At 71.8% G+C, this 24,077-nt stretch carries 22 protein-coding genes and 1 pseudogene; 11 read left to right on the forward strand and 12 right to left on the reverse strand.

Translation table 11 applies throughout. The features are described 5' to 3' along the window. Positions 1 to 49 precede the first annotated feature (49 nt). Both AB0E77_RS18315 and AB0E77_RS18320 read left to right on the forward strand, forming a co-directional pair. Positions 50 to 1,435, forward strand: coding sequence for an MFS transporter (locus AB0E77_RS18315; protein WP_361571712.1), 1,386 nt, complete (start codon positions 50 to 52; stop codon positions 1,433 to 1,435). Between the two features lie 123 nt (positions 1,436 to 1,558). After that, a complete protein-coding gene (locus AB0E77_RS18320) occupies positions 1,559 to 2,704 on the forward strand; it encodes a PfkB family carbohydrate kinase (protein ID WP_361571715.1) in 1,146 nt (381 codons plus the stop codon). 18 nt (positions 2,705 to 2,722) lie between these two features. On the opposite strand, the gene era is transcribed toward AB0E77_RS18320, so the two are convergent. From era to AB0E77_RS18335, 3 genes are all read right to left on the reverse strand, one after another. Next, complete coding sequence (era, locus tag AB0E77_RS18325) at positions 2,723 to 3,676, reverse strand: GTPase Era (RefSeq protein WP_361571537.1); 954 nt, start codon at positions 3,674 to 3,676, stop codon at positions 2,723 to 2,725. Between the two features lie 72 nt (positions 3,677 to 3,748). Beyond that, complete coding sequence (locus AB0E77_RS18330) at positions 3,749 to 4,102, reverse strand: cytidine deaminase (protein WP_361571540.1); 354 nt, start codon at positions 4,100 to 4,102, stop codon at positions 3,749 to 3,751. 29 nt (positions 4,103 to 4,131) lie between these two features. Continuing rightward, complete coding sequence (locus tag AB0E77_RS18335; protein ID WP_361571718.1) at positions 4,132 to 4,953, reverse strand: helix-turn-helix transcriptional regulator; 822 nt, start codon at positions 4,951 to 4,953, stop codon at positions 4,132 to 4,134. A 146-nt stretch (positions 4,954 to 5,099) separates the two neighbouring features. Here AB0E77_RS18335 and AB0E77_RS18340 point away from each other — a divergent pair, with 146 nt between their 5' ends. Next, the gene (locus AB0E77_RS18340) at positions 5,100 to 6,554 is read left to right on the forward strand and encodes an MFS transporter (RefSeq protein WP_361571543.1); all 1,455 of its coding nucleotides are present in this window, start codon (positions 5,100 to 5,102) and stop codon (positions 6,552 to 6,554) included. Here AB0E77_RS18340 and AB0E77_RS18345 read toward each other — a convergent pair. From AB0E77_RS18345 to AB0E77_RS18375, 7 genes are all read right to left on the reverse strand, one after another. Continuing rightward, entirely contained in the window at positions 6,516 to 6,887 is a 372-nt protein-coding gene (locus AB0E77_RS18345) for an MmcQ/YjbR family DNA-binding protein (protein ID WP_361571546.1), read from the reverse strand. The two genes, AB0E77_RS18340 and AB0E77_RS18345, sit on opposite strands and share 39 nt — an antisense overlap. After that, positions 6,884 to 8,188, reverse strand: coding sequence for a hemolysin family protein (locus tag AB0E77_RS18350; RefSeq protein ID WP_361571549.1), 1,305 nt, complete (start codon positions 8,186 to 8,188; stop codon positions 6,884 to 6,886). The genes AB0E77_RS18345 and AB0E77_RS18350 overlap by 4 nt, the downstream gene beginning before the upstream one ends. Continuing rightward, on the reverse strand, positions 8,185 to 8,682 hold the full coding sequence (gene ybeY / locus AB0E77_RS18355; protein ID WP_361571552.1) for an rRNA maturation RNase YbeY: 498 nt from the start codon (positions 8,680 to 8,682) through the stop codon (positions 8,185 to 8,187). The genes AB0E77_RS18350 and ybeY overlap by 4 nt, the downstream gene beginning before the upstream one ends. 12 nt (positions 8,683 to 8,694) lie before the next feature. After that, on the reverse strand, positions 8,695 to 9,774 hold the full coding sequence (locus tag AB0E77_RS18360; RefSeq protein ID WP_361571555.1) for a PhoH family protein: 1,080 nt from the start codon (positions 9,772 to 9,774) through the stop codon (positions 8,695 to 8,697). Positions 9,775 to 9,913: 139 nt separating this feature from the next. After that, on the reverse strand, positions 9,914 to 11,227 hold the full coding sequence (locus AB0E77_RS18365) for a GH1 family beta-glucosidase (RefSeq protein ID WP_361571558.1): 1,314 nt from the start codon (positions 11,225 to 11,227) through the stop codon (positions 9,914 to 9,916). Between the two features lie 57 nt (positions 11,228 to 11,284). Next, a complete protein-coding gene (locus AB0E77_RS18370; RefSeq protein ID WP_361571561.1) occupies positions 11,285 to 11,551 on the reverse strand; it encodes a protealysin inhibitor emfourin in 267 nt (88 codons plus the stop codon). A gap of 21 nt (positions 11,552 to 11,572) precedes the next feature. Continuing rightward, a complete protein-coding gene (locus AB0E77_RS18375) occupies positions 11,573 to 12,643 on the reverse strand; it encodes a M4 family metallopeptidase (RefSeq protein ID WP_361571564.1) in 1,071 nt (356 codons plus the stop codon). Between the two features lie 333 nt (positions 12,644 to 12,976). Between AB0E77_RS18375 and leuA the strand changes: the two genes are divergently transcribed. Then, entirely contained in the window at positions 12,977 to 14,698 is a 1,722-nt protein-coding gene (gene leuA / locus AB0E77_RS18380; RefSeq protein WP_361571566.1) for a 2-isopropylmalate synthase, read from the forward strand. 184 nt (positions 14,699 to 14,882) lie between these two features. Next, positions 14,883 to 15,578, forward strand: a complete 696-nt coding sequence (locus AB0E77_RS18385) for a TerB family tellurite resistance protein (protein WP_361571569.1) — start codon at positions 14,883 to 14,885, stop codon at positions 15,576 to 15,578. 6 nt (positions 15,579 to 15,584) lie between these two features. On the opposite strand, the gene AB0E77_RS18390 is transcribed toward AB0E77_RS18385, so the two are convergent. Then, on the reverse strand, positions 15,585 to 16,136 hold the full coding sequence (locus tag AB0E77_RS18390; RefSeq protein WP_361571573.1) for a GNAT family N-acetyltransferase: 552 nt from the start codon (positions 16,134 to 16,136) through the stop codon (positions 15,585 to 15,587). 323 nt (positions 16,137 to 16,459) lie between these two features. On the opposite strand from AB0E77_RS18390, the gene AB0E77_RS18395 reads away from it, so the two are divergent. The 6 genes from AB0E77_RS18395 (at position 16,460) to AB0E77_RS18420 (ending at position 23,263) form a co-directional block, all read left to right on the forward strand. Then, the gene (locus AB0E77_RS18395) at positions 16,460 to 17,209 is read left to right on the forward strand and encodes an SCO2525 family SAM-dependent methyltransferase (RefSeq protein WP_361571576.1); all 750 of its coding nucleotides are present in this window, start codon (positions 16,460 to 16,462) and stop codon (positions 17,207 to 17,209) included. A 79-nt stretch (positions 17,210 to 17,288) separates the two neighbouring features. After that, positions 17,289 to 19,133 (forward strand): SCO2524 family protein, encoded by a 1,845-nt coding sequence (locus AB0E77_RS18400; RefSeq protein WP_361571579.1) that lies wholly within the window; start codon positions 17,289 to 17,291, stop codon positions 19,131 to 19,133. 2 nt (positions 19,134 to 19,135) lie between these two features. Further along, on the forward strand, positions 19,136 to 20,053 hold the full coding sequence (locus AB0E77_RS18405; protein WP_361571720.1) for an SCO2523 family variant P-loop protein: 918 nt from the start codon (positions 19,136 to 19,138) through the stop codon (positions 20,051 to 20,053). Next, positions 20,050 to 21,015 (forward strand): SCO2522 family protein, encoded by a 966-nt coding sequence (locus tag AB0E77_RS18410; protein WP_361571583.1) that lies wholly within the window; start codon positions 20,050 to 20,052, stop codon positions 21,013 to 21,015. The genes AB0E77_RS18405 and AB0E77_RS18410 overlap by 4 nt, the downstream gene beginning before the upstream one ends. 1 nt (position 21,016) lies before the next feature. Then, positions 21,017 to 21,994, forward strand: a complete 978-nt coding sequence (locus AB0E77_RS18415) for an SCO2521 family protein (protein WP_361571586.1) — start codon at positions 21,017 to 21,019, stop codon at positions 21,992 to 21,994. A 75-nt stretch (positions 21,995 to 22,069) separates the two neighbouring features. Then, positions 22,070 to 23,263 (forward strand): hypothetical protein, encoded by a 1,194-nt coding sequence (locus AB0E77_RS18420; protein WP_361571589.1) that lies wholly within the window; start codon positions 22,070 to 22,072, stop codon positions 23,261 to 23,263. A gap of 140 nt (positions 23,264 to 23,403) precedes the next feature. Here the strand turns inward: AB0E77_RS18420 and AB0E77_RS18425 are convergent. Beyond that, positions 23,404 to 24,005: pseudogene (locus AB0E77_RS18425) on the reverse strand (helix-turn-helix transcriptional regulator); the annotation flags it as partial. Positions 24,006 to 24,077 lie beyond the last annotated feature (72 nt).

Below are 24,077 nucleotides of genomic sequence, written 5' to 3' on the forward strand. Positions count from 1 at the left end.
CCCTTCCCTGCCACGACCGGAGCCGCTCGTGTCCGCAGCAACACCAGAGGTGCATCCCCCCGCCGTACAGTCCGCCGTCCACAAGATCTTCCGCCGCGTGGTCCCCCTCTTCTTCGTCATGTTCGTGGCGAACTACATGGACCGCGTCAACCTGGGCTTCGCCCAGGACGAACTGCGGGCCGACGTGGGCCTGTCGGGCGCCGCGTTCGGCCTCGGCGCCGGCATCTTCTTCATCGCGTACGCCCTCTTCGAGGTCCCCTCCAACATCCTCATGGAGCGGTTCGGCCCGAAGGTCTGGCTCACCCGCATCATGATCAGCTGGGGTGTCGTCGCCACCGCGATGGCCTTCGTCGACAGCGTGGAGATGTTCTACGCCCTGCGCTTCCTGCTCGGCGTCGCCGAGGCCGGGTTCTTCCCGGCCGTCATCTACTACTTCAGCCGCTGGCTGCCCGACTCCCACCGGGGCCGCGCCACCTCGGTCTTCCTGATGGGTTCCGGCACGGCGACGGTCGTCGTCGGCCCCGTCTCCGGCGCGCTCCTGGAGATGCACGGCATCTGGGGCCACTCCGGCTGGCAGTGGATGTTCTTCGTGGAGGGCGTCTTCTCCGTCGTCCTCGGCTTCGTCGTCTACCGCTTCCTGGACTCCGGGGTCGAACAGGCGACCTGGCTGACCGACGACGAGAAGACCGGCCTGATCGCGGTCATCGACGCCGAACAGGACGAGCGGGACGCGCGGCGCGGCGCGAAGTCGGCGAAGGTCTCCCGCTGGAAACTCCTCGCCGACCCGCAGATGCTGCTCTTCCTGTGGATCTACTTCGCCGTCAACGTCGCCCTGTACGCGGTGACGTTCTGGCTGCCGTCGATCGTGGACGACATCGGCGGGCTGAGCGACTTCCAGGTGGGGCTGCTGACGTCCGTGCCGTGGCTGTGCGCGATCGGCGCCCTGTACGTCAGCGGGCGGATCTCCGACCGCATCGGCAAGCGCCGGCCCGTCCTGGTCACGCTGCTCCTCCTCGGCGGCTGCGGCACCCTGCTGGCCGTGTTCGTCTCGCCCTGGGCCGGGCTGGGCGCGCTGTGCGTGGCCGCGATGGGCTTCAAACCGGCCTCCCCGGTCTTCTGGACCATCCCGCAGAGCTATCTCGACGCCCGGGCCGCCGCCCCCGGCATCGCGCTGATCAACTCCATCGGCAACCTCGGCGGATTCGTCGCCCCCACCGCCTTCGGGATCATCGAGGACACGACCGGTTCCACCAAGGGCGGCCTGGTCGGGCTCACCGTCGTCGGCTTCCTGGCCGCGCTCAGTGTGCTGCTGGTGCGGGGCGGCGGACGCAACGACCGGGTCCGCGGCAGGACCGCGAGGACGCCGGCCGCCACGTCACCCGAGACGGCCCCCGGCGCCGCCCGCAGCGCCCGCCCGGGACCCGCGGCGGCCTGACACCCAGGGGCGCGAACGCCACCGGCAGGCCGGCGGCGTGGTGCACACTGGCCTGATCCGCACCATGCCAGGGAGCGCACCGTGACAGCGTCCACCGTGTCCGCGGCGTCCGACGGGACCGTCATGACCGCCGTGTCCGCCGACGAGAGAACACACCGCCACCCGCAGCAGGACGAGGGATCGTACCGGCACCCCCAGGTCGACCCCCTGGCCGCCCTGCGCACCCCGCAGGACCCGCCCTGGGACGTGTATCTCACCGGCACCGTCTTCCTCGACGTCATCTTCACCGGGCTCGACTCCGCCCCGGTGCGCGGGACCGAGTCCTGGGCACGCGGAATGGGGTCGAGCCCGGGCGGCGTGGCCAACATGGCGACCGCGCTGGCCCGCCTGGGCCTGCGCACCTCGCTGGCGGCGGCCTTCGGCGACGACCACTACGGCGACTACTGCTGGGACGCGCTCGCCCGGGGCGAGGGCATCGACCTGACCCCCTCGCGCACCGTCCCCGGCTGGCACTCGCCGGTCACGGTCTCCATGGCGTACGAGGGGGAGCGCACCATGGTCTCCCACGGCCACGAGCCGCCGCCGGAGGAGCCCTCGCCCGACTGCCCGCCGCGCGCCCGGGCCGCCGTCGCCTCCCTCACGCCCGGCGTCCGCGCCCCGTGGATCGCGCAGGCCGCCGCGCGGGGCACCCGCATCTTCGCCGACGTCGGCTGGGACGACACCGGCGCGTGGGACCTGGCCGGGCTGGCCGACCTCGCGCACTGCGAGGCGTTCCTGCCGAACGCGGAGGAGGCCATGCGCTACACGGGCGCCGGCTGCCCGCGCGCCGCCGCACACGCCCTGACCGAGCACGTACCGCTCGCGGTGGTCACCCTCGGCGCGGAGGGCGCCTACGCGGTGGACCGGCGCACGGGGGAGAGCGCCGAGGTCCCGGCCATCGCCGTGGAGGCCCTGGACCCGACCGGCGCCGGGGACGTCTTCGTCGCCGGGTTCGTCACCGGCACCCTGGCCGGCTGGCCGCTCGCCGACCGCCTCGCCTTCGCCGGCCTGACCGCCGCCCTCTCCGTCCAGGAGTTCGGCGGCTCCCTGTCGGCGCCGGGCTGGTCCGAGATCGCGACCTGGTGGCGCAAGGTCCAGTCGGTCGAGGAGCAGGACCCCGCGGCCCTGCGACGGTACGCGTTCCTGGCGGACCTGGTCCCGGACGAGCCGGTCAGACCCTGGCCCCTGCGCCGAGCGGTCCCCACCATCGGCTTCCGCCGCCCGACCTGACCCGGCCCCAGGGCATGCTCAGAACCCGAGCCGCCGCAGCTGCTTCGGGTCGCGCTGCCAGTCCTTGGCGACCTTCACGTGCAGGTCCAGGAAGACAGGAGTCCCCAGCAGGGCCTCGATCTGCTTGCGGGACTTGATGCCGACGTCCTTCAGGCGCTTGCCCTTGGGGCCGATGATGATGCCCTTCTGGCTGGGGCGTTCGATGAAGACGTTGGCGTGGATGTCCAGCAGCGGCTTGTCGGCGGGGCGGTCCTCGCGCGGGAGCATCTCCTCCACCACCACGGCGATGGAGTGCGGCAGCTCGTCGCGCACGCCCTCCAGCGCGGCCTCGCGGATCAGCTCGGCCACCATGACCTGCTCCGGCTCGTCCGTGAGGTCGCCCTCCGGATAGAGCGCGGGGCCCTCCGGCAGCAGCGGGATCAGCAGATCGCCGAGGAGGTCCACCTGCTGGTTCGCGGTGGCCGACACCGGGACGATCTCCGCCCAGGTGATGCCCAGCTCCTCGCCCAGCCGGTCGACCGCGATGAGCTGCTCGGCCAGCGTCTTGCCGTCGACCAGGTCCGTCTTCGTGACGATCGCGACCTTCGGGGTCTTCTTGATCCCCGCCAGCTCCTTGGCGATGAAGCGGTCGCCCGGACCGAGCTTCTCGTTCGCCGGCAGGCAGAAGCCGATGACGTCCACCTCGGCCCACGTCGTGCGCACCACGTCGTTCAGCCGCTCGCCCAGCAGCGTGCGCGGCTTGTGCAGACCCGGGGTGTCCACCAGGATCAGCTGCGCCTCCGGACGGTGCACGATGCCCCGCACCGTGTGCCGGGTGGTCTGCGGCCGGTTCGAGGTGATCGCCACCTTCTGCCCGACCAGAGCGTTCGTGAGGGTGGACTTGCCCGCGTTGGGGCGGCCCACGAAGCAGGCGAAGCCGGCCCGGTGGACAGCCCCGGCCGGCTTTTCGGATGACTGGGTACGAACGCTCATGGCGCCCATTGTCCCTGATCGCCGGAGCCCCGCCGCACCACCACCGGACAGGGGCCGGCGGGGCGGACGGACTCAGCCCGCCTGCACCGTCTCCCGGACCGTCCCGTCGGGCGCCGCGACCAGCACCGGCGTCCCCGCCCCGCCCAGGTCGCGGACCGCCGCCAGGTCCTCCGCCGACGCCGATCCCGCCTCGGTCACCACGGCCGCCGCCTCCAGCGACGTCGCACCGGACGCCACCGCCATCGCCACCGCCGTCCGCAGGGCGCTGAGCTTCAGGGAGTCCAGGGCGACGGTCCCGGCGACATACGTACGGCCGGTCTCGTCGCGCACGGCCGCGCCCTCGGGGACGCCGTTGCGGGCGCGGGCGGAGCGGGCCAGGGTGACGATCTTGCGGTCCTCGGGGCCGAGGTCGGTGGTGTCGGTCATGGTCAGAGCATACGGAGCCACCGCGCCGGTCATCCCGCCACCGGGTACATCGCCCCGCGCCGCCCCTGCGGCGAGGCCAGCCACTCCAGCTTCGCGGCGGTGTTCGCCTCGTCCAGCGGCGTGTGCAGCACGATCGTCAGGTCCGGGCGTGCGGGCACCTTCAACGCCGTCGACTCCACGCACAGCAGCCCGACCAGAGGATGCTCCAGCTCCTTGCGGATCTGCCCGGCGTCCTCGATGTCCCGTTCCTCCCACAGCCGGACGAAGTCCGTGCTCCCCTCCCGCGCCTGCGCCAGCACCGCCTGGAAGCCCTCGTCGTCGGGGTCGGCCGAGCACGCCGCGCGGAACTGGGCGACCACCGTCCGGGCGTTCCGCTCCCAGCTGCGCGAACGGCTCCGGTACAGCGGGTCGGTGAAGAAGTCGATCAGACAGTTCTGCGTGATGTCCGGCCGCATGCCCAGCACGAGCGCCGCCGCGTCGTTGTACATCACGCAGTTGTAGTACCGGTCCATGATGTGTGCCGGATACGGCATCCACGTGTCGATCAGCCGCCGCAGCCCGTCGCACATGTCGCGCTCGGCGGGCTCCAGCTCGGGCGCGGGCGGGTTGAGCCCGGCCAGCAGGTACAGATGCCGACGCTCGGCGTCGCTCAGCCGCAGCACCCGGGCGACCGCGTCCAGCACCTGCGGGGAGACGGAGATGTCCCGGCCCTGCTCCAGCCACTGGTACCAGGAGGCGCCCACCCCGGCGAGCACGGCGACCTCCTCACGGCGCAGCCCCGGTGTGCGGCGCCGCCCTCCGCCGCCCGGCAGCCCCGCCTCGGCCGGCGTCACCCGGGCGCGGCGGCTCATCAGGAACTCCCGCAGTTCGCGCCGCCGGTGGGACTTCAGTCCGGTGTCCGTCACGTGCCGATCCCCCTGATCTCCGGCTGGTGGTGCCACCACCAGGACAACTGCCCGCTCCCCACGATCATTCCGGCGCCCGCAGGCTCATGTCCATGGCGATCGACACCTCCACCTCCACCTCCGCCCCGCCGGCGCCCGCCGGCACGCCGGCCGCTCCCCGGCTCTCGGCCCGCGACCGGCTCGTCCTGTTCGTGCTCTGCGCCGCCCAGTTCATGGTCGCGCTCGACTTCTCCGTCCTGAACGTCGCCCTTCCCGTCCTCGGCGCGGACCTCGGCATGAGCCAGTCCGCCCTCCAGTGGGCGGTCACGGCCTTCGCGCTGCCGTCGGGCGGTTTCCTGCTGCTCTTCGGCCGCATGGGCGACCTCTACGGCCGCCGCCGGCTCTTCCTCGCCGGCCTCGCCCTCTTCGGCGCCGCCTCCCTGCTGGCCACCCTCGCCTGGGACCCGGCCTCCTTCCTCGCCGGACGCGCCCTCCAGGGCCTCGGCGCGGCCGCCATCGTGCCGACCGGCATGTCCCTGCTGACGACGACCTTCCCGGAGGGCCCGGCCCGGGACCGCGCCCTCGGTATCTCCGGCACCCTGCTCTCGCTCGGCTTCACCGTCGGCATGGTGGCCGGCGGCGTCCTGACCGACCTGCTGAGCTGGCGCTCCACCATGGGCCTGCTGGCCCTGTTCGCCCTGATCGTGCTGCCCCTCGCGCCCCGCCTGCTGCCCGAGTCCCGCACCCCCGAGCGCCCGCGTCTCGACGTGCCCGGCGCGGTCACCGTCACCGGCGGCCTGCTCGCCCTGATCTACGCCCTGACGACGGCCGCCGAACACGGCTTCGGCCGCACCGACGTCCTCGTCGCCCTCGTCGCGGGCCTGCTGCTCCTGACCGCCTTCGCGGTCATCGAGTCCCGCTCCGCCGCGCCGCTGGTCTCCCTGCCGATGCTGCGCCGCCGCACGGTGGCCTGGGGCAACCTGGGCGGTCTGGTGACCTTCTCGATGATGACCACGGTGGTCTTCGTGCTCACCCTGTACCTCCAGGAGGTCCTGCACCTCTCCGCCTTCCGGACGGGCCTGGTCTTCGGCGTGCAGGGCGTGCTGTCGGTGGCCGCCGGGACCTACGCGCCCCGCGTCATCGGCCGCTTCGGCGCCCGCCGCACCCTGGTCGGCGCGCTCGCCGGGCAGGGCGTCCTCGGGCTGGCCCTGCTGGGGCTGGGAGAGGGCGACGGGTCGGTGTTCCTGGCCACGGCCGCCGTCTCGCTGGCCAGCATGTGCCACCTGGGCGCGATCATCTCCTACGGCCTGACCGTGACCTCCGGCGTCCCCGACGAGGAGCAGGGTCTGGCGACCGGCCTGGTCACCTCCACGCAGCAGGTCGGCCTCACCGTCGGCATCCCGCTGCTCGGCGTGCTGGCCACCACCGCCTCCGACCTGCGCTCCGGCGTGCACACGGTGCTGATCCTGGACGCGGTGATCGTGCTCGCGGCGGCCGCCCTGATCGCGGCCGGACTGCGGACCCGCCGCTCAGGGACGGTCGAGGCGGAGCCGGTCGGCGCGCGGTAGACCTGCGACGACCAGGTCGTACGAGTCCTCGACCAGCTCCCGGACCACGCGGTCCGGGAGTCCGCCGTGCGGTCCGCCGGCCACCGTCACCGTGTTCCAGTGCCGCTTGTTCATGTGCCAGCCGGGCACGATCAGGCCCTCGTGCCCGGCGCGCAGCCGGATCGCGTCCTCCGGGTCGCACTTGAGGTTGACCGTGAGCGGGCGCGCGTCCAGCGAGCTGAGCGCGAACATCTTGCCCAGCACCTTGAAGACCGAGGTCTCCGGGTTGAACGGGAAGTCCTCCACGGCCGCGTCGAAGGACAGGCACAGCGCGCGCAGCTCCTGAGGGGTCACTCCGCCGCCTCCCCGGCACCGGATCTCGCCGGGGCCACCGGCTCCACCAGCACCGTCACGATCTTGTTCCGGCGGCCCGCGGCGGCCTCCGCCGTCAGCCGCAGCTCGCGGCCGTCGGGCAGTTCGACGATCGACGTGGCCCCGGCGATCGGCACCCGGCCGAGCGCCTTCGCCAGCAGCCCGCCGACGGTCTCCACGTCCTCGTCGTCGAACTCCTCCAGCCCGTACAGCTCGCCGAGGTCCCCGATGTCCAGGCGCGAGGTGACCCGGAAGCGGTCCTCGCCCAGCTCCTCCACCGGCGGCAGCTCACGGTCGTACTCGTCGGTGATCTCGCCGACGATCTCCTCGAGGACGTCCTCGATGGTGACGATGCCGGCCGTGCCGCCGTACTCGTCGATGACGACGGCGACGTGATTGTGCTCCTTCTGCATCTCGCGCAGCAGGTCACCGGCGTTCTTGGTGTCGGGCACGAAGAACGCCGGACGCATCGCCGTCGACACCAGGTCGCTCTCCGCGTCCCGGCTGATGTGCGTCTTGCGCACCAGGTCCTTCAGGTACACGATCCCGACGATGTCGTCCTCGCTGTCCCCGGTCACCGGTATCCGGGAGAAACCGGAGCGCAGCGCGAGGGTGAGGGCCTGGCGGATGGTCTTGTACCGCTCGATGACGACGAGGTCGGTGCGCGGCACCATGACCTCCCGCACCAGCGTGTCGCCCAGCTCGAACACCGAGTGCACCATGCGGCGCTCCTCGGCCTCGATCAGCGACTCCTTCTCGGCGAGGTCCACCAGCGCCCGCAGCTCCGCCTCGGAGGCGAAGGGGCCCCGGCGGAAGCCCTTGCCAGGGGTGAGCGCGTTGCCGAGGAGGATGAGCAGCGACGGGATCGGGCCCATGACCCGGTCCAGCGGCACCAGCACGTACGCCGCCGCCGTCGCCGTGTTCACCGGATGCTGACGCCCGATGGTGCGCGGGGACACCCCGACGGCCACATACGACACCAGCACCATCACCGCGATGGCGACCACCAGCGCCTCGCCGGTGCCGTCGAACTGCCTCAGGCAGGCGTACGTGACCAGCGCGGCCGCGGCCATCTCGCAGGCGACGCGGACCAGCAGCGCCACGTTGAGATAGCGCGTCGGGTCGGCGGCGACCTTGGCCAGCCGGGCGCTGCCGCGCCGCCCCGAGCGCACCGCCTCCTCGGCGCGGAAGCTGGACACCCGCGCCAGGCCCGCCTCCGCGCACGCGGCGAGCCAGGCGACGACGACCAGGGCGACGGCACCGGCGACGAGCGGGAGGCTCATGAGACGGTCGGGGCCGGGGACGGGCCGGTCAGGCCCTTCTCCGCACGCCAGCCGTCCACGATGGCGGCCTGCAGACCGAACATCTCGGCCTTCTCGTCGGGCTCCTCGTGGTCGTAGCCGAGCAGGTGCAGCACCCCGTGGACGGTGAGCAGCTGGAGCTCCTCGTCCATGGAGTGCCGCGTCTCGGCCTCGGCGCCCTGCTTCTCGGCGACCTCAGGGCAGAGCACGATGTCGCCGAGCAGGCCCTGCGGCGGCTCGTCCTCGTCCTTCGACGGCGGACGCAGCTCGTCCATCGGGAAGGACATGACGTCCGTCGGACCGGGCAGGTCCATCCACTGGATGTGCAGCTGCTCCATGGCGTCGGCGTCCACGACGATCACCGAGAGCTCGGAGAGCGGGTGGATGCGCATCCGCGCGAGCGCGTAGCGGGCGATGTCGAGGATCGCCTGCTCGTCGACCTCGGTTCCGGACTCGTTGTTGACGTCGATCGACATGGTCGTGCTGGTCTACTTCCCCTTGGCCTTGGCACCGTGTCTCGGTGTCCGGCCGCCGTTGTGGCCGCCGTTCTCGGTGCCGTTCCTGCTGTCGTACTGCTCGTACGCGTCGACGATACGGCCCACCAGCTTGTGCCGGACGACGTCGTGGGACGTCAGCCGGGAGAAGTGGACGTCCTCGACGCCCTCCAGGATCTCCTGCACCTGCCGCAGACCCGACTTGGTGCCGCCGGGCAGGTCGACCTGCGTCACGTCACCCGTGATCACGATCTTCGAGTCGAAGCCGAGGCGGGTGAGGAACATCTTCATCTGCTCGGGGCTGGTGTTCTGGGCCTCGTCCAGGATGATGAAGGCGTCGTTCAGGGTCCGGCCGCGCATATACGCCAGCGGTGCCACCTCGATGGTCCCCGCCGCCATCAACCGCGGAATGGAATCCGGGTCGAGCATGTCGTGCAGCGCGTCGTACAGCGGGCGCAGATACGGGTCGATCTTCTCGTAGAGCGTGCCCGGCAGGAAGCCGAGCCGCTCGCCGGCCTCGACCGCGGGACGGGTCAGGATGATGCGGTTGACCTGCTTGGACTGCAGGGCCTGCACCGCCTTCGCCATCGCCAGATACGTCTTGCCGGTGCCCGCGGGGCCGATGCCGAAGACGATCGTGTGCTTGTCGATCGCGTCCACGTACCGCTTCTGGTTCAGCGTCTTGGGGCGGATCGTACGGCCGCGCGAGGACAGGATGTTCTGCGTGAGCACCTCGGCCGGGGTCTCCTGGCCGTCGCTCTCCCCGTTCTCGCTCGCCTTGAGCATGGCGATCGAGCGTTCCACTGCGTCCTCCGTCATCGGCTGCCCCGTGCGCAGCACCAGCATCATCTCGTCGAACACGCGCTGGATCAGGGCGACCTCATGGGCGTCGCCGACCGCGCTGATCTCGTTTCCCCGGACGTGGATGTCGGCCGCCGGGAAGGCCGTCTCGATCACGCGCAGGAGGGAGTCGCCGGAACCCAGAACGGTCACCATGGGGTGCTGGGCGGGGACGGTGAACTGTGCTCTCGCCTGCCCCTGCGCGGGGGTGTGAGCTGAGGGTGTCTGAGTCATGGGCCGGCGCTCGAGGCCTGCACGTCCTCCTCTGCGGCGTGCGCCGCGTGACGGGTGTGTCTGCTGTCTCCAGCGTACGACTCCCCGCCGACAGCACCCAGAGCTTTTATCCGACCGGTGCCCGGCGTACCGGGGACGTTCACCGCTGGACGCGCAGCAGCTCCCGGTACCAGCGGTAGGAGGCCTTGGGCGTCCGCGCCTGCGTGGTGAAGTCGACGTGCACCAGCCCGAAGCGGCGCGCGTACCCCTGCGCCCACTCGAAGTTGTCCAGCAGCGACCACACGAAGTAGCCGCGCACGTCCACGCCCGCCTCCAGCGCCCGGTGCAGGGCGCGGACGTGGGCGTCGAGGAAGGCGATGCGGTCCTGGTCGTCGAGGCCCTCGTAGGAGCAGCCGTTCTCCGTGATCGTCACGGGCGGCAGCCGGTCGCCGTAGCGCTCGCGCAGGCCCGTGAGCAGCTCCGTCAGCCCCTCGGGCACCACGGGCCAGCCGAAGTCCGTCAGCGGCCGGCCCTCGATCTCGCGCAGCGAGAAGGGCAGCCCGGCCGGGACGCGCACCCCGCCGGTCCCGCTCTCGGCGTCCTGCGGGGCGCCCACCCGGGCCGGCGCGTAGTAGTTCACGCCGTACCGGTCCAGCGGCTCGGCGATCACCTCCAGGTCGGCGTCGAGCCGTCCGGCGGAGCCCGGCATCAGCTCGCCGATGCCCCCCGGATACCGGCCGAGCAGCAGCGGGTCGGCGAACAGGCGGTTCAGCAGGACGTCGTAGAAGTCCGCCGCCTCCCGGTCGGCCGGCTCGTCCGAGGCGGGCCACACCGGCCCGTGCGAGTTGGCGATGCCGACGTCCCGGGCGCCGGCCGCGCGCAGCGCACGGACCGCGAGCCCGTGCGCGAGGAGCTGGTGGTGGGCCACCGGCAGGGCGTCGAACAGCAGCTTCCGGCCGGGGGCGTGGACGCCCAGGGCATGGCCCAGCAGAGTGTGCTCGGCGGGCTCGTTCAGCGTCAGCCAGGTGCCGACGCGGTCACCCAGCCGCTCCGCGACGGCCGAGACGTACTCCGCGAACCGGGACGCCGTGTCCCGTTCCAGCCAGTCCAGGTCCGCCGGGAGGTCCCAGTGGAAGAGGGTCGGCACCGGGCGGACGCCCGCCGCGCACACCTCGTCGACCAGACGGTCGTAGAAGTCCAGGCCGCCGGGGGAGTTCACCCGGGGCCAGGAGACCGAGAACCGGTACGCGTCCACGCCCAGGCCGGCGAGGAGCGCCACGTCCTCGCGGTAGCGGTGGTAGTGGTCGCAGGCCACCGCCGCCGTCGAGCCGTCCCCGATCCGCCCGGGCCCGGCCGTGAAGACGTCCCACACGGACGGCTCCCGCAGCCCGGCCGCGCCCTCGATCTGGTGCGCGGACGTGGACACGCCCCACAGGAAACCGTCCGGGAACCGCGGCATCGCGTCAGTCGCCATGCGCGGATCATCCGTACCCCCGGTAACGGAAGTCAACGCCCTTGCGCACGGGCGGTGTTACGCGCCCTCCTTCAGCACCCGCGAGATCAGCCTGCGCTGCTCGTCCGTCAGCCGGGGATCGGTCGCGTAGACGGTCTTCCCGTCCACGGTGATCTGGTAGCTGAAGCCGTCCGGCACCCCGACGGGCGGTGTGCCCCGGCCGTCGGCGACCGCCCGCTCGGCCAGGGCGTGCCACTCGTCCGCGTCGGGCCGTCCCGTGGTCTCGATCTCCGCGTGGCGTTCGATGCCCGCGAAGCCTCCTGTGCGCCTCACCTGAATCCGCATGGGACCGTGTCTAGTACGGAACTACAGCGTGCGCACCCCGACCTGTTCCCAGCCCTTGCGCACCGCCTCCAGCTCGTCCCCGTCGCCGTAGCGCTCCCGGGCCGCCGCCACCGTCAGCGTCGCGAAGTCCGCGAACGACGCGTCCTCGGCCAGCTCGCCCCCGGTCAGCACGTCGTACCAGACCTGACCGGCCCGCTCCCAGGCGTTGCCGCCCAGCTCCGTGGCGACGAGGTAGAAGGCGTGGTTGGGGATGCCGGAGTTGATGTGCACGCCGCCGTTGTCGCGGCCGGTGCGCACGTAGTCGTCCATCGTGGCGGGCTGCGGGTCCTTGCCGAGGACGTCGTCGTCGTACGCCGTGCCCGGCGCCTTCATCGAGCGCAGCGCCTCGCCCGTCACGCGCGGGGCGAGCAGCCCGGCGCCGATCAGCCAGTCGGCCTCGGCGGCGCTCTGGCCGAGCGAGTACTGCTTGATGAGGGAGCCGAAGACGTCCGACACCGACTCGTTCAGCGCGCCGGGCTGGCCGTAGTACGTCAGGTTGGCGGTGTGCTGGGTGACGCCGTGGGCCAGCTCGTGGCCGATCACGTCCACGGGGATGGTGAAGTCGAGGAAGATCTCACCGTCACCGTCGCCGAAGACCATCTGCTCGCCGTCCCAGAACGCGTTGTTGTACTCGCGGTCGTAGTGCACGGTCGCGTCCAGCGGCAGCCCGGCGCCGTCGATCGAGTCCCGCCGGTACGCCTTCAGGAACAGCTCGAAGGTGGCGCCGAGCCCCGCGTAGGCGCGGTTGACGGTGGCGTCCTGGCCGGGCTCGTCGCCCTCGCCGCGCACCTTCCGGCCGGGCAGGTCGGTGCCGTGCCGGGCGTCGTAGATCGTGCGGTGGGGCTTGCCGGCCTCGGCGCCGGCGCGCGGGGCCACGGCGGGGGCGCCGAGGACGGTGGTCAGACCGCGGCGGGTGCGCTCGGCGGCGTCGCGCTGGATGGTCCGGCGGGCGGGCCCGGCCAGCACGGGGTCCGCGTTGCGGGCCAGCTTGTCGAGGACGTGGGGCGGCACGATGGTGCAGAAGACGGGCTCGAAGCCCCCGTTGGTCGTCATGCACGGAACCCTCGCACTGTGTGACCGTCCTGTCACCACCCGCAACCATGATCGGTGGAAAGCGACGTCAACAGGCCCCGCCGACCAGCCGGAAGTGGTATACGGCACTTTTTGTCCCGGTTCCCTCCGTGGTCCCGCATACTGATACGGGCCCGCGTGACCGGCGTGGCTCGGCTAGGGTGCTGGGCATCATGCGTTTCGGGCTGCTTCTCCTTAGCTGCCGCGGCGAGGGCCTGTAGAGGCCGACTCCCTCCCCGCGGTGCTTGGTGTTGCGCGTCGGCCGTCCTTCCGGACACGCGGACACCGCGGACATCACGAGGAGCCCACGCGATCATGGCCAACCGCCAGCAGCCCAGCCCCATGCCGACCGCCAAGTACCGAGGCTACGAGCAGGTCGACATCTCCGACCGCACCTGGCCGAACCGGCGGATCACCGCCGCCCCCCGCTGGCTCTCCACCGACCTGCGCGACGGCAACCAGGCACTGATCGACCCCATGTCGCCCGCCCGCAAGCGCGCGATGTTCGATCTGCTGGTCAAGATGGGCTACAAGGAGATCGAGGTCGGCTTCCCGGCCTCCGGCCAGACCGACTACGACTTCGTACGGTCGATCATCGAGGACCCGGACGCCATCCCGGACGACGTCACCATCTCCGTACTGACCCAGGCCCGTGAGGACCTGATCGAGCGCACGGTGGAGTCCCTGAAGGGCGCCAGGCGCGCCACCGTCCACCTGTACAACGCGACCGCCCCGGTCTTCCGCCGGGTCGTCTTCCGCGGCTCCAGGGACGACATCAAGCAGATCGCGGTCGACGGCACCCGCCTGGTCATGGAGTACGCCGAGAAGCTGCTGGGCCCCGAGACCGAGTTCGGCTACCAGTACAGCCCCGAGATCTTCACCGACACCGAGCTGGACTTCGCCCTGGAGGTCTGCGAGGCGGTGATGGACACCTACCAGCCCGGCCCCGGCCGCGAGATCATCCTCAACCTGCCCGCCACGGTGGAGCGTTCGACGCCGTCCACGCACGCGGACCGCTTCGAGTGGATGCACCGCAACCTGTCCCGCCGCGAGTACGTCTGCCTGTCCGCCCACCCGCACAACGACCGCGGCACGGCGGTCGCGGCGGCCGAGCTGGCGGTCATGGCCGGCGCCGACCGCGTCGAGGGCTGCCTGTTCGGCCAGGGCGAGCGCACCGGCAACGTCGACCTGGTGACCCTGGGCATGAACCTGTTCTCCCAGGGCGTCGACCCGCAGATCGACTTCTCCGGCATCGACGAGATCCGTCGCACGTGGGAGTACTGCAACCAGATGGAGGTCCACCCGCGCCACCCGTACGTGGGCGACCTGGTCTACACGTCCTTCTCCGGCTCCCACCAGGACGCCATCAAGAAGGGCTTCGACGCCATGGAGGCCGACGCGGCCGCCAAGGGCGTCACCGTCGACGACATCGAGTGGGCGGTCCCGTACCTGCCGATCGACCCCAAGGACGTCGGCCGCTCCTACGAGGCCGTCATCCGCGTCAACTCGCAGTCCGGCAAGGGCGGCATCGCCTACGTCCTGAAGAACGACCACAGCCTGGACCTGCCGCGCCGGATGCAGATCGAGTTCTCGAAGCTCATCCAGGCCAAGACGGACGCCGAGGGCGGCGAGATCACGCCGACCGCGATCTGGGACGTCTTCCAGGACGAGTACCTGCCCAACCCGGACAACCCCTGGGGCCGCATCCAGGTCAGGAACGGCCAGACCACGACCGACCGCGACGGCGTCGACACCCTCACCGTCGAGGCGACGGTCGACGGCCGGGAGACCACCCTGGTCGGCACCGGCAACGGCCCGATCTCGGCGTTCTTCCACGCGCTGCAGGGCGTCGGCATCGACGTACGGCTGCTGGACTACCAGGAGCACACGATGAGCGAGGGCGCCTCCGCGCAGGCCGCCTCGTACATCGAGTGCGCCATCGGCGACAAGGTGCTGTGGGGCATCGGAATCGACGCGAACACGACGCGCGCCTCGCTGAAGGCGGTCGTCTCCGCCGTCAACCGGGCGGCTCGCTGACCAGCCGAATCGGTGGTTCGAGGCCCCGCTCGCCGGAAATCGGCGGGCGGGGCCCCGTCGTATACCGGCCATCTCCACCCCGAGGTCACGGAAAGGTCTCGTCCCGGGTACTGACTCCGCGTCGGTGATGTGGCTAACATCACGCCAGCGCGGCGATGCTGCCGCGCGGTTACGGAGGTGCGACGTGCTGCCTGGACGGGGACGAGACGACCGAGCTGCCCGGCTGCCGCGCATCGTGGGCACGCGCACCGCCTGGACGCCCGTCGGAGACGGCGAGTTCTTCTGCCCCGGCTGCGGGGGCGACCGCAACTACCAGCGCCTCACCGGCCGCCGCCGCTTCACCCTGCTCGGCGTCCCCGTGCTGCCGCGCGGCGAGTCCGCGCCGACCGTGGAGTGCGCCGCCTGCCGCCGCCACTACGGCACCGACGTCCTCGACCACCCGACCACCACCCGCTTCTCCGCGATGCTCCGCGACGCCGTCCACACCGTCGCCCTCGCGGTGCTCGTCGCGGGCGGCACCGGCTCCCGTACGGCCCTGGAGGCGGCGGTCGTCGCGGTGCGCGCGGCCGGCTTCGAGGACTGCACCGAGGAGCAGCTCGCCGCGCTGGTCGAGGCGCTCGAGGCCGACACCGGCCGGGTGCGCGACGAGCCGTGCGTGCCGGGGCTGGCCATAGAGCTGCACGAGGCGCTGGACCCGCTGGCCCCGCACCTCGCCGCCGTCGGCCGCGAGGCGATCCTGCTCCAGGGCGCCCGCATCGCCCTCGCCGACGGCCCCTACACCCCCGCCGAGCGCGACGCCCTGGCGACCGCCGGAGCGGCGCTGACCATCCGCTCCGACGACGTGACCCGGCTGCTGGAGTCGGCGGGCACCCCCTCCTGACGCCGCTCAGCGGCCCCCGGTGAGGTCCAGGCACAGCACCTGGCGGTCCATGCCGGGCCCGAAGTAGTCCCGGCGCAGCCCCGCCTCGGGTCCCTCGGGGACGAAGCCGAGGGAGTGGTAGAGCAGGATCGCGGCGTCGTTGGCGGGCTCCACCGTCAGCCGGACCCGCTCGATGCCGTCCCGGCGCAGCCGCGCCAGCACCTCCGTCATCAGTTCCCGGCCGAACCCGTGCCGCCGGCGGTCCCGGGTCACGCACAGGCCGAGGATCCAGCTGTCCCGGCCGAGCGCGGGCGTCGTCGTGGCGGCCAGCACATAGCCGCGCAGCCGGCCCCCGCCCTCGTCCAGGACCAGGAAGTGCTCCGCGTACATGTCGAAGAGCTGGCGCAGCAGGAAGCCCGGATAGGCGACCTCCTGGAAGACCTCCTCGTCGAGCCGCCGCAGTTCGGGCAGGTCGGACTCCCGCGCCGTCCGCAGAACTGGGGGCAGGGCGTCCGGGAACGGCCTCGGCTGCGTGAGGTGCTCGTGGTCCAGGGCGCGCTCCAGCGGTTCGGCGGTCATGCCACCCCCAGTCAGGATGTGCGGACGTCAACTCGAGGGGCACCGGTGCCACACTCGATGGAATGAGGTCTCCCGCTGGCGGCCGGTGCTCCTTCTGGCTACAGTGAGCGCTCAACTCCCGCTGTGCAAGGGAGAGTTAGGGTGTGCAACGGTGCGCCCGACGTGCGCCCGGGGGTTGCGGACTGGCGGGTTCCCGGCTGTCCGGATGTGCCGTGACGTCCTATCTTGCGAACAAGGAGACGCCTCTTCACCGGTCGGCGTCCACGGGACCCGCGCGCGTGCGCGGTCCTGTCCACAAGCGAACGGAACGCGGCAGGGTGACTATGGATCGCAATGCCGACGCGCCTTGGTCGAAGTTCGATCCCGAGGTGTACGTCGACAACAATTACCGGACCCCGCTCGACGTCGACCGGCTGATCGTGCGCCTGATGCGCGACCACTTCAGCCGCTGCTTCGCCGGGGCCGTACCGGACTCGGTCCGGGGTGTCGACGTCGGCGCCGGTGCGAACCTCTACCCCGCCCTGTCCATGCTGCCCTGGTGCGAGAAGGTCCTCCTGCTCGAGTACGCCGGCCCGAACGTCGAGTACCTGGAGCGCCAGGCCTCCGACCAGGGGTACGACACCGCCTGGGACGCCTTCTGGGAGGAGCTCCGGCAGGCCCCGGCCTACCGTGACCTGGAGCCCAGGGCCCGGTTCAGCGAGATCGTCCGGGTGGAGCGCGGCAACCTCTTCGACCTCGACGGGCAACGCCGTTGGGAGCTCGGCACGATGTTCTTCGTCGCCGACTCCATGTCCGAGTGCCCCGAGGAGTTCCAGCGGGGCGTGCGGTGCTTCATGAACGCGCTGAACGAGGGAGCCCCCTTCGCCGCCGCGTTCATGAAGGAGTCGGTCGGCTACCGGGTGGGGGAACACCAGTACCCGGCCTACCGGGTGAACGAGGAGCGGGCCAGGGAGAGCCTGACCCCCTTCTGCAAGGAACTGGAGATCCACGACCTGCACCACGTGGTGCGGCCGGGACACGAGGGAATTCTCCTCGCCCTGGGGCAGCGGAACGCGGAGATTGCCGCCCCCTGAGAACGGGGACCATGTCTGAGCGCCTGTCAGAACGGGCGCTCAGACCCAGGGCAACGAGATCTGTACGAGGGGTACGGGGATGCAGATCAAGCCACGCCAGCACCTGCTGGACATCTGGCAGGCCATGGCCCGCCACTCGTTCGACGACGGGAAGCTGGTCCAGGGGCCCACCGACGGGCTCAGCAGCGTCGCGGACGCCGAGCGGCTGCTCTGCCTGCTGTATCCGGCGACCGAGGTCCCCGCCTTCCGCCTGGACCGCCCCGACACCACCGAACGGGACGTGCTGCGCGCCCTGGAGCGGCTCGGCACCCGGCTGGAGATCCCCGCCAACCTGATCACGGCCCTCGCCCAGTTCATGCGCACCCACACCGGCCCGGACGACAGCCCCACCTTCGCCGGCGGGCACTACTTCAGACCGGCCGACCCGCAGGGCCAGATCACCCACGAGCAGAGCCAACTGGGCGTGGTGGACTCCTACTCCATGTCCGTCACGCTCTGCCTCGCCACCCTCGGCTACCTCAAGGTCTACGAGACCACCACCACCCGCCCCGAGGTCCTCAGGGCGATCGCCGAACTGCGCGAGGCCACCAACGCCCGGCTGACCTCCGCCATGATCAGCCTGCTGCGCTCCTTCACGGTCAACGTCTTCGACGCCGAGTCCGAACAGGGCCGCCGGCTGATCCAGGTCATCGGCCAGGGCAAGCAGTCCGACCGGATCGCCCTCCAGCAGTTCTCGCGGAGGTTACGCCCGCTGCGCGCCACCATCATCGAGAGCCTCACCCGCGGCATCCAGTTCGACGAGGGCATCCGGGACGAGAGCCAGCTCTTCGAGTGCGGCTGGGCCTGGGGCATCGTCCAGGACGCACCCAAGGTCACCGACCTGGACGTCCAGGTGCCCGGCCAGCCCGACGGCATCGCCGACCGGCTGCCCTACGTGTACTTCACCGTCGTCGCCCTCGACGGCATCCAGGACCTCTTCTCCGAGCGCACCCTCACCCTGGGTCTGCTCGACGCCGACCAGCAGAAACTCGCCGAGGCCCTGCGCCTGCGCTGGGAACTCAGCCAGCAGTACTGGTCCGCCATCGCCCGCTTCGGCTCCGAACGCTGGCCGCTGGAGGACCTGCCCTGGCAGACCACCGGCCTCAGGCTGGAGTCCGAGTACTTCTCCCTCACCGTGGCCGCCATCCTCGTGCACGACCTGGTCCGCCGGAAGGCCACCGACGACGACCTCACCCGCACCGTCGCCATCATGGAGCGCCTCGCCGACCGCGGCCGCGTCTCCAGCCGGATGACCCGGGACGACCCCACCATCCGGCTGCACAACCCCGGCGTCACCATGCCGCTCGCCGGATCCGAGCGCTCCGGCAGCCTCCTGCTGTGGCGCATGACCGACTTCTCCGCCCAGCTCCTCAAGCGGATCGTCCAGCTCGCCGAGCTCTCCCGGAACATCGGCGCCCAGGACCGGCTGCTCCGCCTCGCCGAGCAGACCTTCGAACACCTGTGGAACCGGCGGATAGAGGACGACGACGGTGCCGGACTCTGGGACAACGTCCGGGCCGTCTACCCCGACGCGCACGACGCCGAACTGCGCATGTCCTGGAGCATCACCGAGCGCGTCACCGAATGCCTCGTCGCCGCCCGCAACCTCTACGAGCAGCAGCCCATCCGCAGCCCCGAACTGGCCGAACTGGCCCGGGAACTGCTCAGCGAGGCCACCCACCTGTTCGGCAAGGAACAGCTGGAGGCGTCCGCCGCGAGCGACGGAGCCAGAGCCAGGGCGATGCGGAGCATCGAGAGCCGCCTCGACCACGCCCGCAGCCTGGTCGACGACCGGCCCGCCACCGCGTTCGCCCTCGCCCTCCCCGTCCTCCAGGAACTCGACACCCTGGCCCAGGCCAGGGGCGCCGCCGCACAGGAGGTGTGAGCGTGCTCGTCTTCGCCGCCTCCGACAAGGGAGGCACCGGCCGCTCGGTGACCAGCGCCAACCTGGCCTACCAGCGCGCCCTCACCGGCGACCACGTCGCCTACGTGGACTTCGACTTCGGCTCGCCCACGGCCGCGGCCGTCTTCGACGTGCCCGGAGCCATGCGCGGCACCGAGGAACGCGGCCTTCACTCCTACCTGGAGGGCGAGACCGCCGAACCGGCCCGGATCGACGTCTGGCGGCAGACCGAGCACCCCCTGCTGCGCTCCCGCCCCAACCAGTCCGGGCGGCTCGTCCTGTTCCCCGGCGACGCGGGCGGCGGCGAGTTCGCCACCGGCGAGGACGCCCTCGACCGCTGCGTCGACCTGCTGCTGCGCCTCAACGCCGAGTTCGACCTGACCGTCGTGGACCTCAGCGCCGGCCGCAGCTACGCCGTCGACATGGTCCTCGCGGCGACCGCCCACCCCCGGATGCAGTTCGTGCCCTTCCGCTGGCTCGTCTTCCACCGCTGGACCCGCCAGCACGTGATCGCCGCCTCCGGACTGGTCCACGCCGAGCACGGCATCATCCGCGGCGGCGTCGAACGCGGTCACGACGAGGAGGCGCTGCGCGCCGCCATCCGCTTCGTGCGGGCCGCCGTGCCCGACCCCGAGTCACCGCTGTGGTCCCAGGGCTCACCCGCGCAGGCCGCCTGGATGCAGGCCTGCGACGAGGCGCTGCGCCGGCTCGCCGCCGAGCACCGCATCGGCGACAGCGTCGTCCTCGGCATCGTGCCGCTGGAGCCCATACTCCAGTGGCGCGAGCAGCTGATCACCGAGGAGGACGTGCTCTCCACCCAGATCGCCAACAAGGAGACCCTGGAGGCGCTGGAGGAGATCGCGCGGCGGCTGACCGACGACACCTACTGGGGGCGGCCGTGACGGAGACCGGGTTCCGTGAGACCGCCGCCGAGCCGCGCACCGAAGCGGTGCCGCTGGCCCATCTCTCCCTGGAACTGGGCCACCTCTACATGGAGGACTTCGAGGCCGGTCCCGAGCGGCTGCGCGAACACTTCACCCAGGTCCGCCCCTGGGTGGACGCCGCCCGAGCCGCCGCCGGCGCCCGCATCGGCGGCAAGCGCGCCCGGATCAGCACCTGCTTCCTCATCGACGACTACTTCACACGCTTCTCCACCCCCGCCGAGGTCGTCCCGATGCTCCTGGCGGAGGCCGAGCGGGCCGGGCTGACCGTCGACTACCTCGCCCGCGAGTCCGGCTGCGCCGTCACCGGCAAGGTGCCCGTCGCCGAGGCGGTGGCCGGCCGCATCGTCGAATCGCCGCCGCCCGGCAGCTACGGCATGCGGCCGCCCGCCGCACAGACCGGCTGGCTGGCCAACGGCGAACGCAGCCCCGTCGCCCGCGCCCCGCAGGCGATGAAACGCGCCGCCGCCTGGCAGCCGCCCCGGGAGACCGCCGCCCGCCGGCACTCCGTCTTCGTGGACGTCGAGCTGTGGAGCGACGACGCGGACGGGCAGCGCACCTGGTCCTGCCCGTTCCTCGCCGCGGTGTGGCAGCTCGCCCGGCTCGGCCTGCTGCGCAACCAGGGCGAGGCCGTCCTCGTGCCCCAGGCGCACACCGCCTCCGGCTTCCCCGACGACTGGGACGAACTGCCCTCGCTGCTGCGGCTCAACCCCCGGGCGGACCCGTTCGCCGCCTACCGGACCTGCTCGGTGCTGCCGACCCGCTTCCTGCCCGTCGAGCACGCCGTCCGCGTCATCCTCGACCAGATCGAGGTCGACCCGCACGCCCTGGACCAGGTCGCCAAGCGGTCCGCGGGCGAGCGGACGGCCGTCCCCGACTCGGTCGCCGACCGCATCTCCTACGTCTACTACGCGGGGCTCTGACATGGCGCCGCGGGAGAACGCGCCGGACTCCGTACTCGCCTGCGGAGAGGTCCGCACCTGCCTGCTGCCCACCCGGCAGGCCCTCGACATCCGGGCCGCAGCCCAGCTCCTGGGCCTGCGCGCCGACGAACGCGTCCTGCTCTCCGAGCGCCCCAACCTCTACGCGCGTTCCCCCAACACCCTCACCGGCGTCGACTGCCCCCTGCCCAGCGCCAACGGCGCCCGGATCCGCGCGGTCGGCACGGTCGTCGCCCGGGCCGCGCTCACCGAGGGCCGCGTCCTGCAGACCTCCGCCCACTTCCGCGTCCCCGCCGCCGGACCCGACCAGCGCCGGCCCTGGGGCCAGTACCTGGTGCGGCCGGGGCTGGTCGAGCCGCTCGGCAGGCTGCCCCGCGAGGCGGTCGCCCAGGGCGTGCTCGGCGGCGGACGGCACGGCGACCTCGACGTCGGGCTGATCGCCGACGGACTGCTCACCCGGCTGCTGCGCCACCCCCTCCTCGACCACCGGCCGCCCCTGAGGTCCCGCCCCACCCGGCTGCGCTGGGCCGCCCTGCCCGCGGCGACGGGCGAGGGCCCGTCGCTCGAACGGTTCACACTCGCCGAGGACGAACTGCGCACCGTCCTGCTCCGCGTTCCCGAGGACACCGCAGGCGGCGACCTCGCCGCCCTGTGCGACGACCTCGCCCTGCACGACTGGCTGCTCACCACCCTGGTCCGCATGCTCGACGGCATCCGCCTGGGCGGCGGCCCGGAACACGGCCTCGCCGTCGTCGAGGCCCTGCGCCCCGCCGTCCACCACCTGCTGCACCTGTGGATGCCCCGGGCCCGCGTGCCGCAGGAACTGGCCGCGCTGTGGGACCCCCTGGAGGAGCGGCCCGGCTTCACCCGCCAGTGGCGGACGCTGGTGCAGCGCATCCGGGACCAGCTGACGCTGCACGCGATCCCCTCGGCCCACCGGGAGGTGGAGCCGGCGTCCTGAGCGACGGCACGACCTCCCACGCACATCCCCGCAGCACCCCGATCCGACGCGTATCCCAACGGGGGGAGAAGCGAGATGAGCACGGCACAGTCACCCCAGCCCGACGAGACGGCCGCTTCGCCGGGCCGCACGAACGGCCCGGCGATCCCCGGCCTCGCGGTACTGACCGGGGCCTCCCCATGGCCGCGCCGCCTGCTGACCGGCCTGGTCCTCGGCGCCCTGGCCTGGAGCGTCACCGCACTGCTGAGCCCGGACAGCGGCGCCCCGCGACAGTTCGTCACCGCCGCGCTGTGCACGGTCGCCGCGGTCCTCGTCCAGTACGTCCACGGCCTGGACCGGCGGGCCGACGATCTGCGCACGGCGGAGCGGCACGCCCATGACCTGCGGGTGGAGGAGCACACCCGTCGGGTGGAGGAACACACCCGCAGGGTGGAGAGCGCGCTGGCCGAGCACGCCGCCGCCGTGCGCGACGGTCTGAACCAGTACGACGACGAGCTGCGCACCGGCCTGGTCCGGCACACCGAGGACGTCAAGCAGCTCGTCGAGACCCATCTCGTCCACGCGGGCCACGTCACCGAGCCGCCCTACCCTCCGCTCGACCGGGCCCGCATCGAGGGCGTGCCCGAACTGGCCAAGAGCTTCGCCGAGGTCCTCGCGCCGGGGCCCTCGATCCTCTACACCTTCGTCCGCCTGGAGATGACGCGGGTCGTCGGCTACATGGCCGACCTCACCAACCTGACCGCGGAGTGCCCCGGCGAGAACCACGACTGGATGCTCGCCCTCACCCGCTCCGCCACGGAGTCCATCTGCGCCACCAGCACCTCCGTCGACCGGGAGTTCTGGAACAGCGAGCCCGCCAGCCGCTATCTGGAGGCACAGCAGGACGCGGTCGACGAACAGGGCGTCACGGTGCGCCGGCTGTTCCTGCTGGAGAGCGCCCGCGAGCTGGACGACCGGCTGCTGCGGCTGTGCGAGGAGCAGGAGCTGCGGCACATCGAGGTCCGTGCCGCGGTCCTGCCCGAACTGCCCCCGCACCTCCAGCGCGGCACCACCAACGACTTCATCGTCTTCGACGAGGAGGTCTCCTTCGAGATCGAGCAGGATCTGCGCGACGTCAACGTCCGGACCCGGCTCATCGCCCGCCAGGACCATGTGCGGGACCGGATGAAGCGCTTCAAGGAGCTGTGGGAGGCGAGCATGAGCCTGCGCGAGCTGGAGGTGCGGGTCGACGCCGAGGAGGACGGCAACTGGATGGTCGACCGGGCCTGAACCCCGGCGGGGCGTGGTGTTCAGCAGGCCAAGGCGCGCCGAGGACGGCCGCGACGGGCTCGGTCCGCACGAGCCGGTCGGGGGAGCGGCCCGTTCGGACGCGACCGGCACGCGGGGCCGTGGGACCGGCCGCTGCCGCACCCGGCGCTGTACGGCAGCGCCGTCACCCACGCCGTGCGCTCCCGCATCAGCCGCGCGATGTCCTTCAGCTGCGCCGCCATCGCCAGCGGGCGGCCCACCGGGACGCGCAGCACGTTCTCGTGCAGAGTGACCCAGAACTCGGGCCTTGTGGCGTCGCCGAGGATCAGCGACGTTCCAAGCGGGCCGCGACGATCTCGTCCACGTGGGAGTCGGGCTTGAACGGGTTCGCGGCGACCGTGACCGCGCGCGCGTACTCCCGGGTCTGGAGCAGGCCCGGAACGACCGTCGGCGCGAACTCGCAGATCCGCGTCGCCAGGCGCTCCAGCTCCACCACCCCCGCGAAGTAATCCGCATACCGAGGATCATCGATCGGCTTCCTGCACAACCGCTCGAAAATACCGTCGGTTTGCAGCGCCGAGTCAATACGCTGGGCCACGTCCAACTGCGGTTTGCGAATCGCCTGTTCGAACTGGCCGATGTAGCCGCCGGACACAAATACCCTTGCGCCCAGGTCCACTTGGGTGATCCCGGCATCCTCCCTGCGCCGCTCGAGTTCCGCGCCGAAGAACTCCCACGCCTCCTGCCGCGAACCATTGGCCATAACCAAACCCCCCGCGCTGACCTGCACTTGTAGTGCACAGGCTCCCGCCGAGTGTAGTTGCGCAGAGGCATC

Origin of the sequence: Streptomyces sp. NPDC032940 (assembly GCF_040636935.1) — a bacterium.
Taxonomy (GTDB): Bacteria; Actinomycetota; Actinomycetes; order Streptomycetales; family Streptomycetaceae; genus Streptomyces.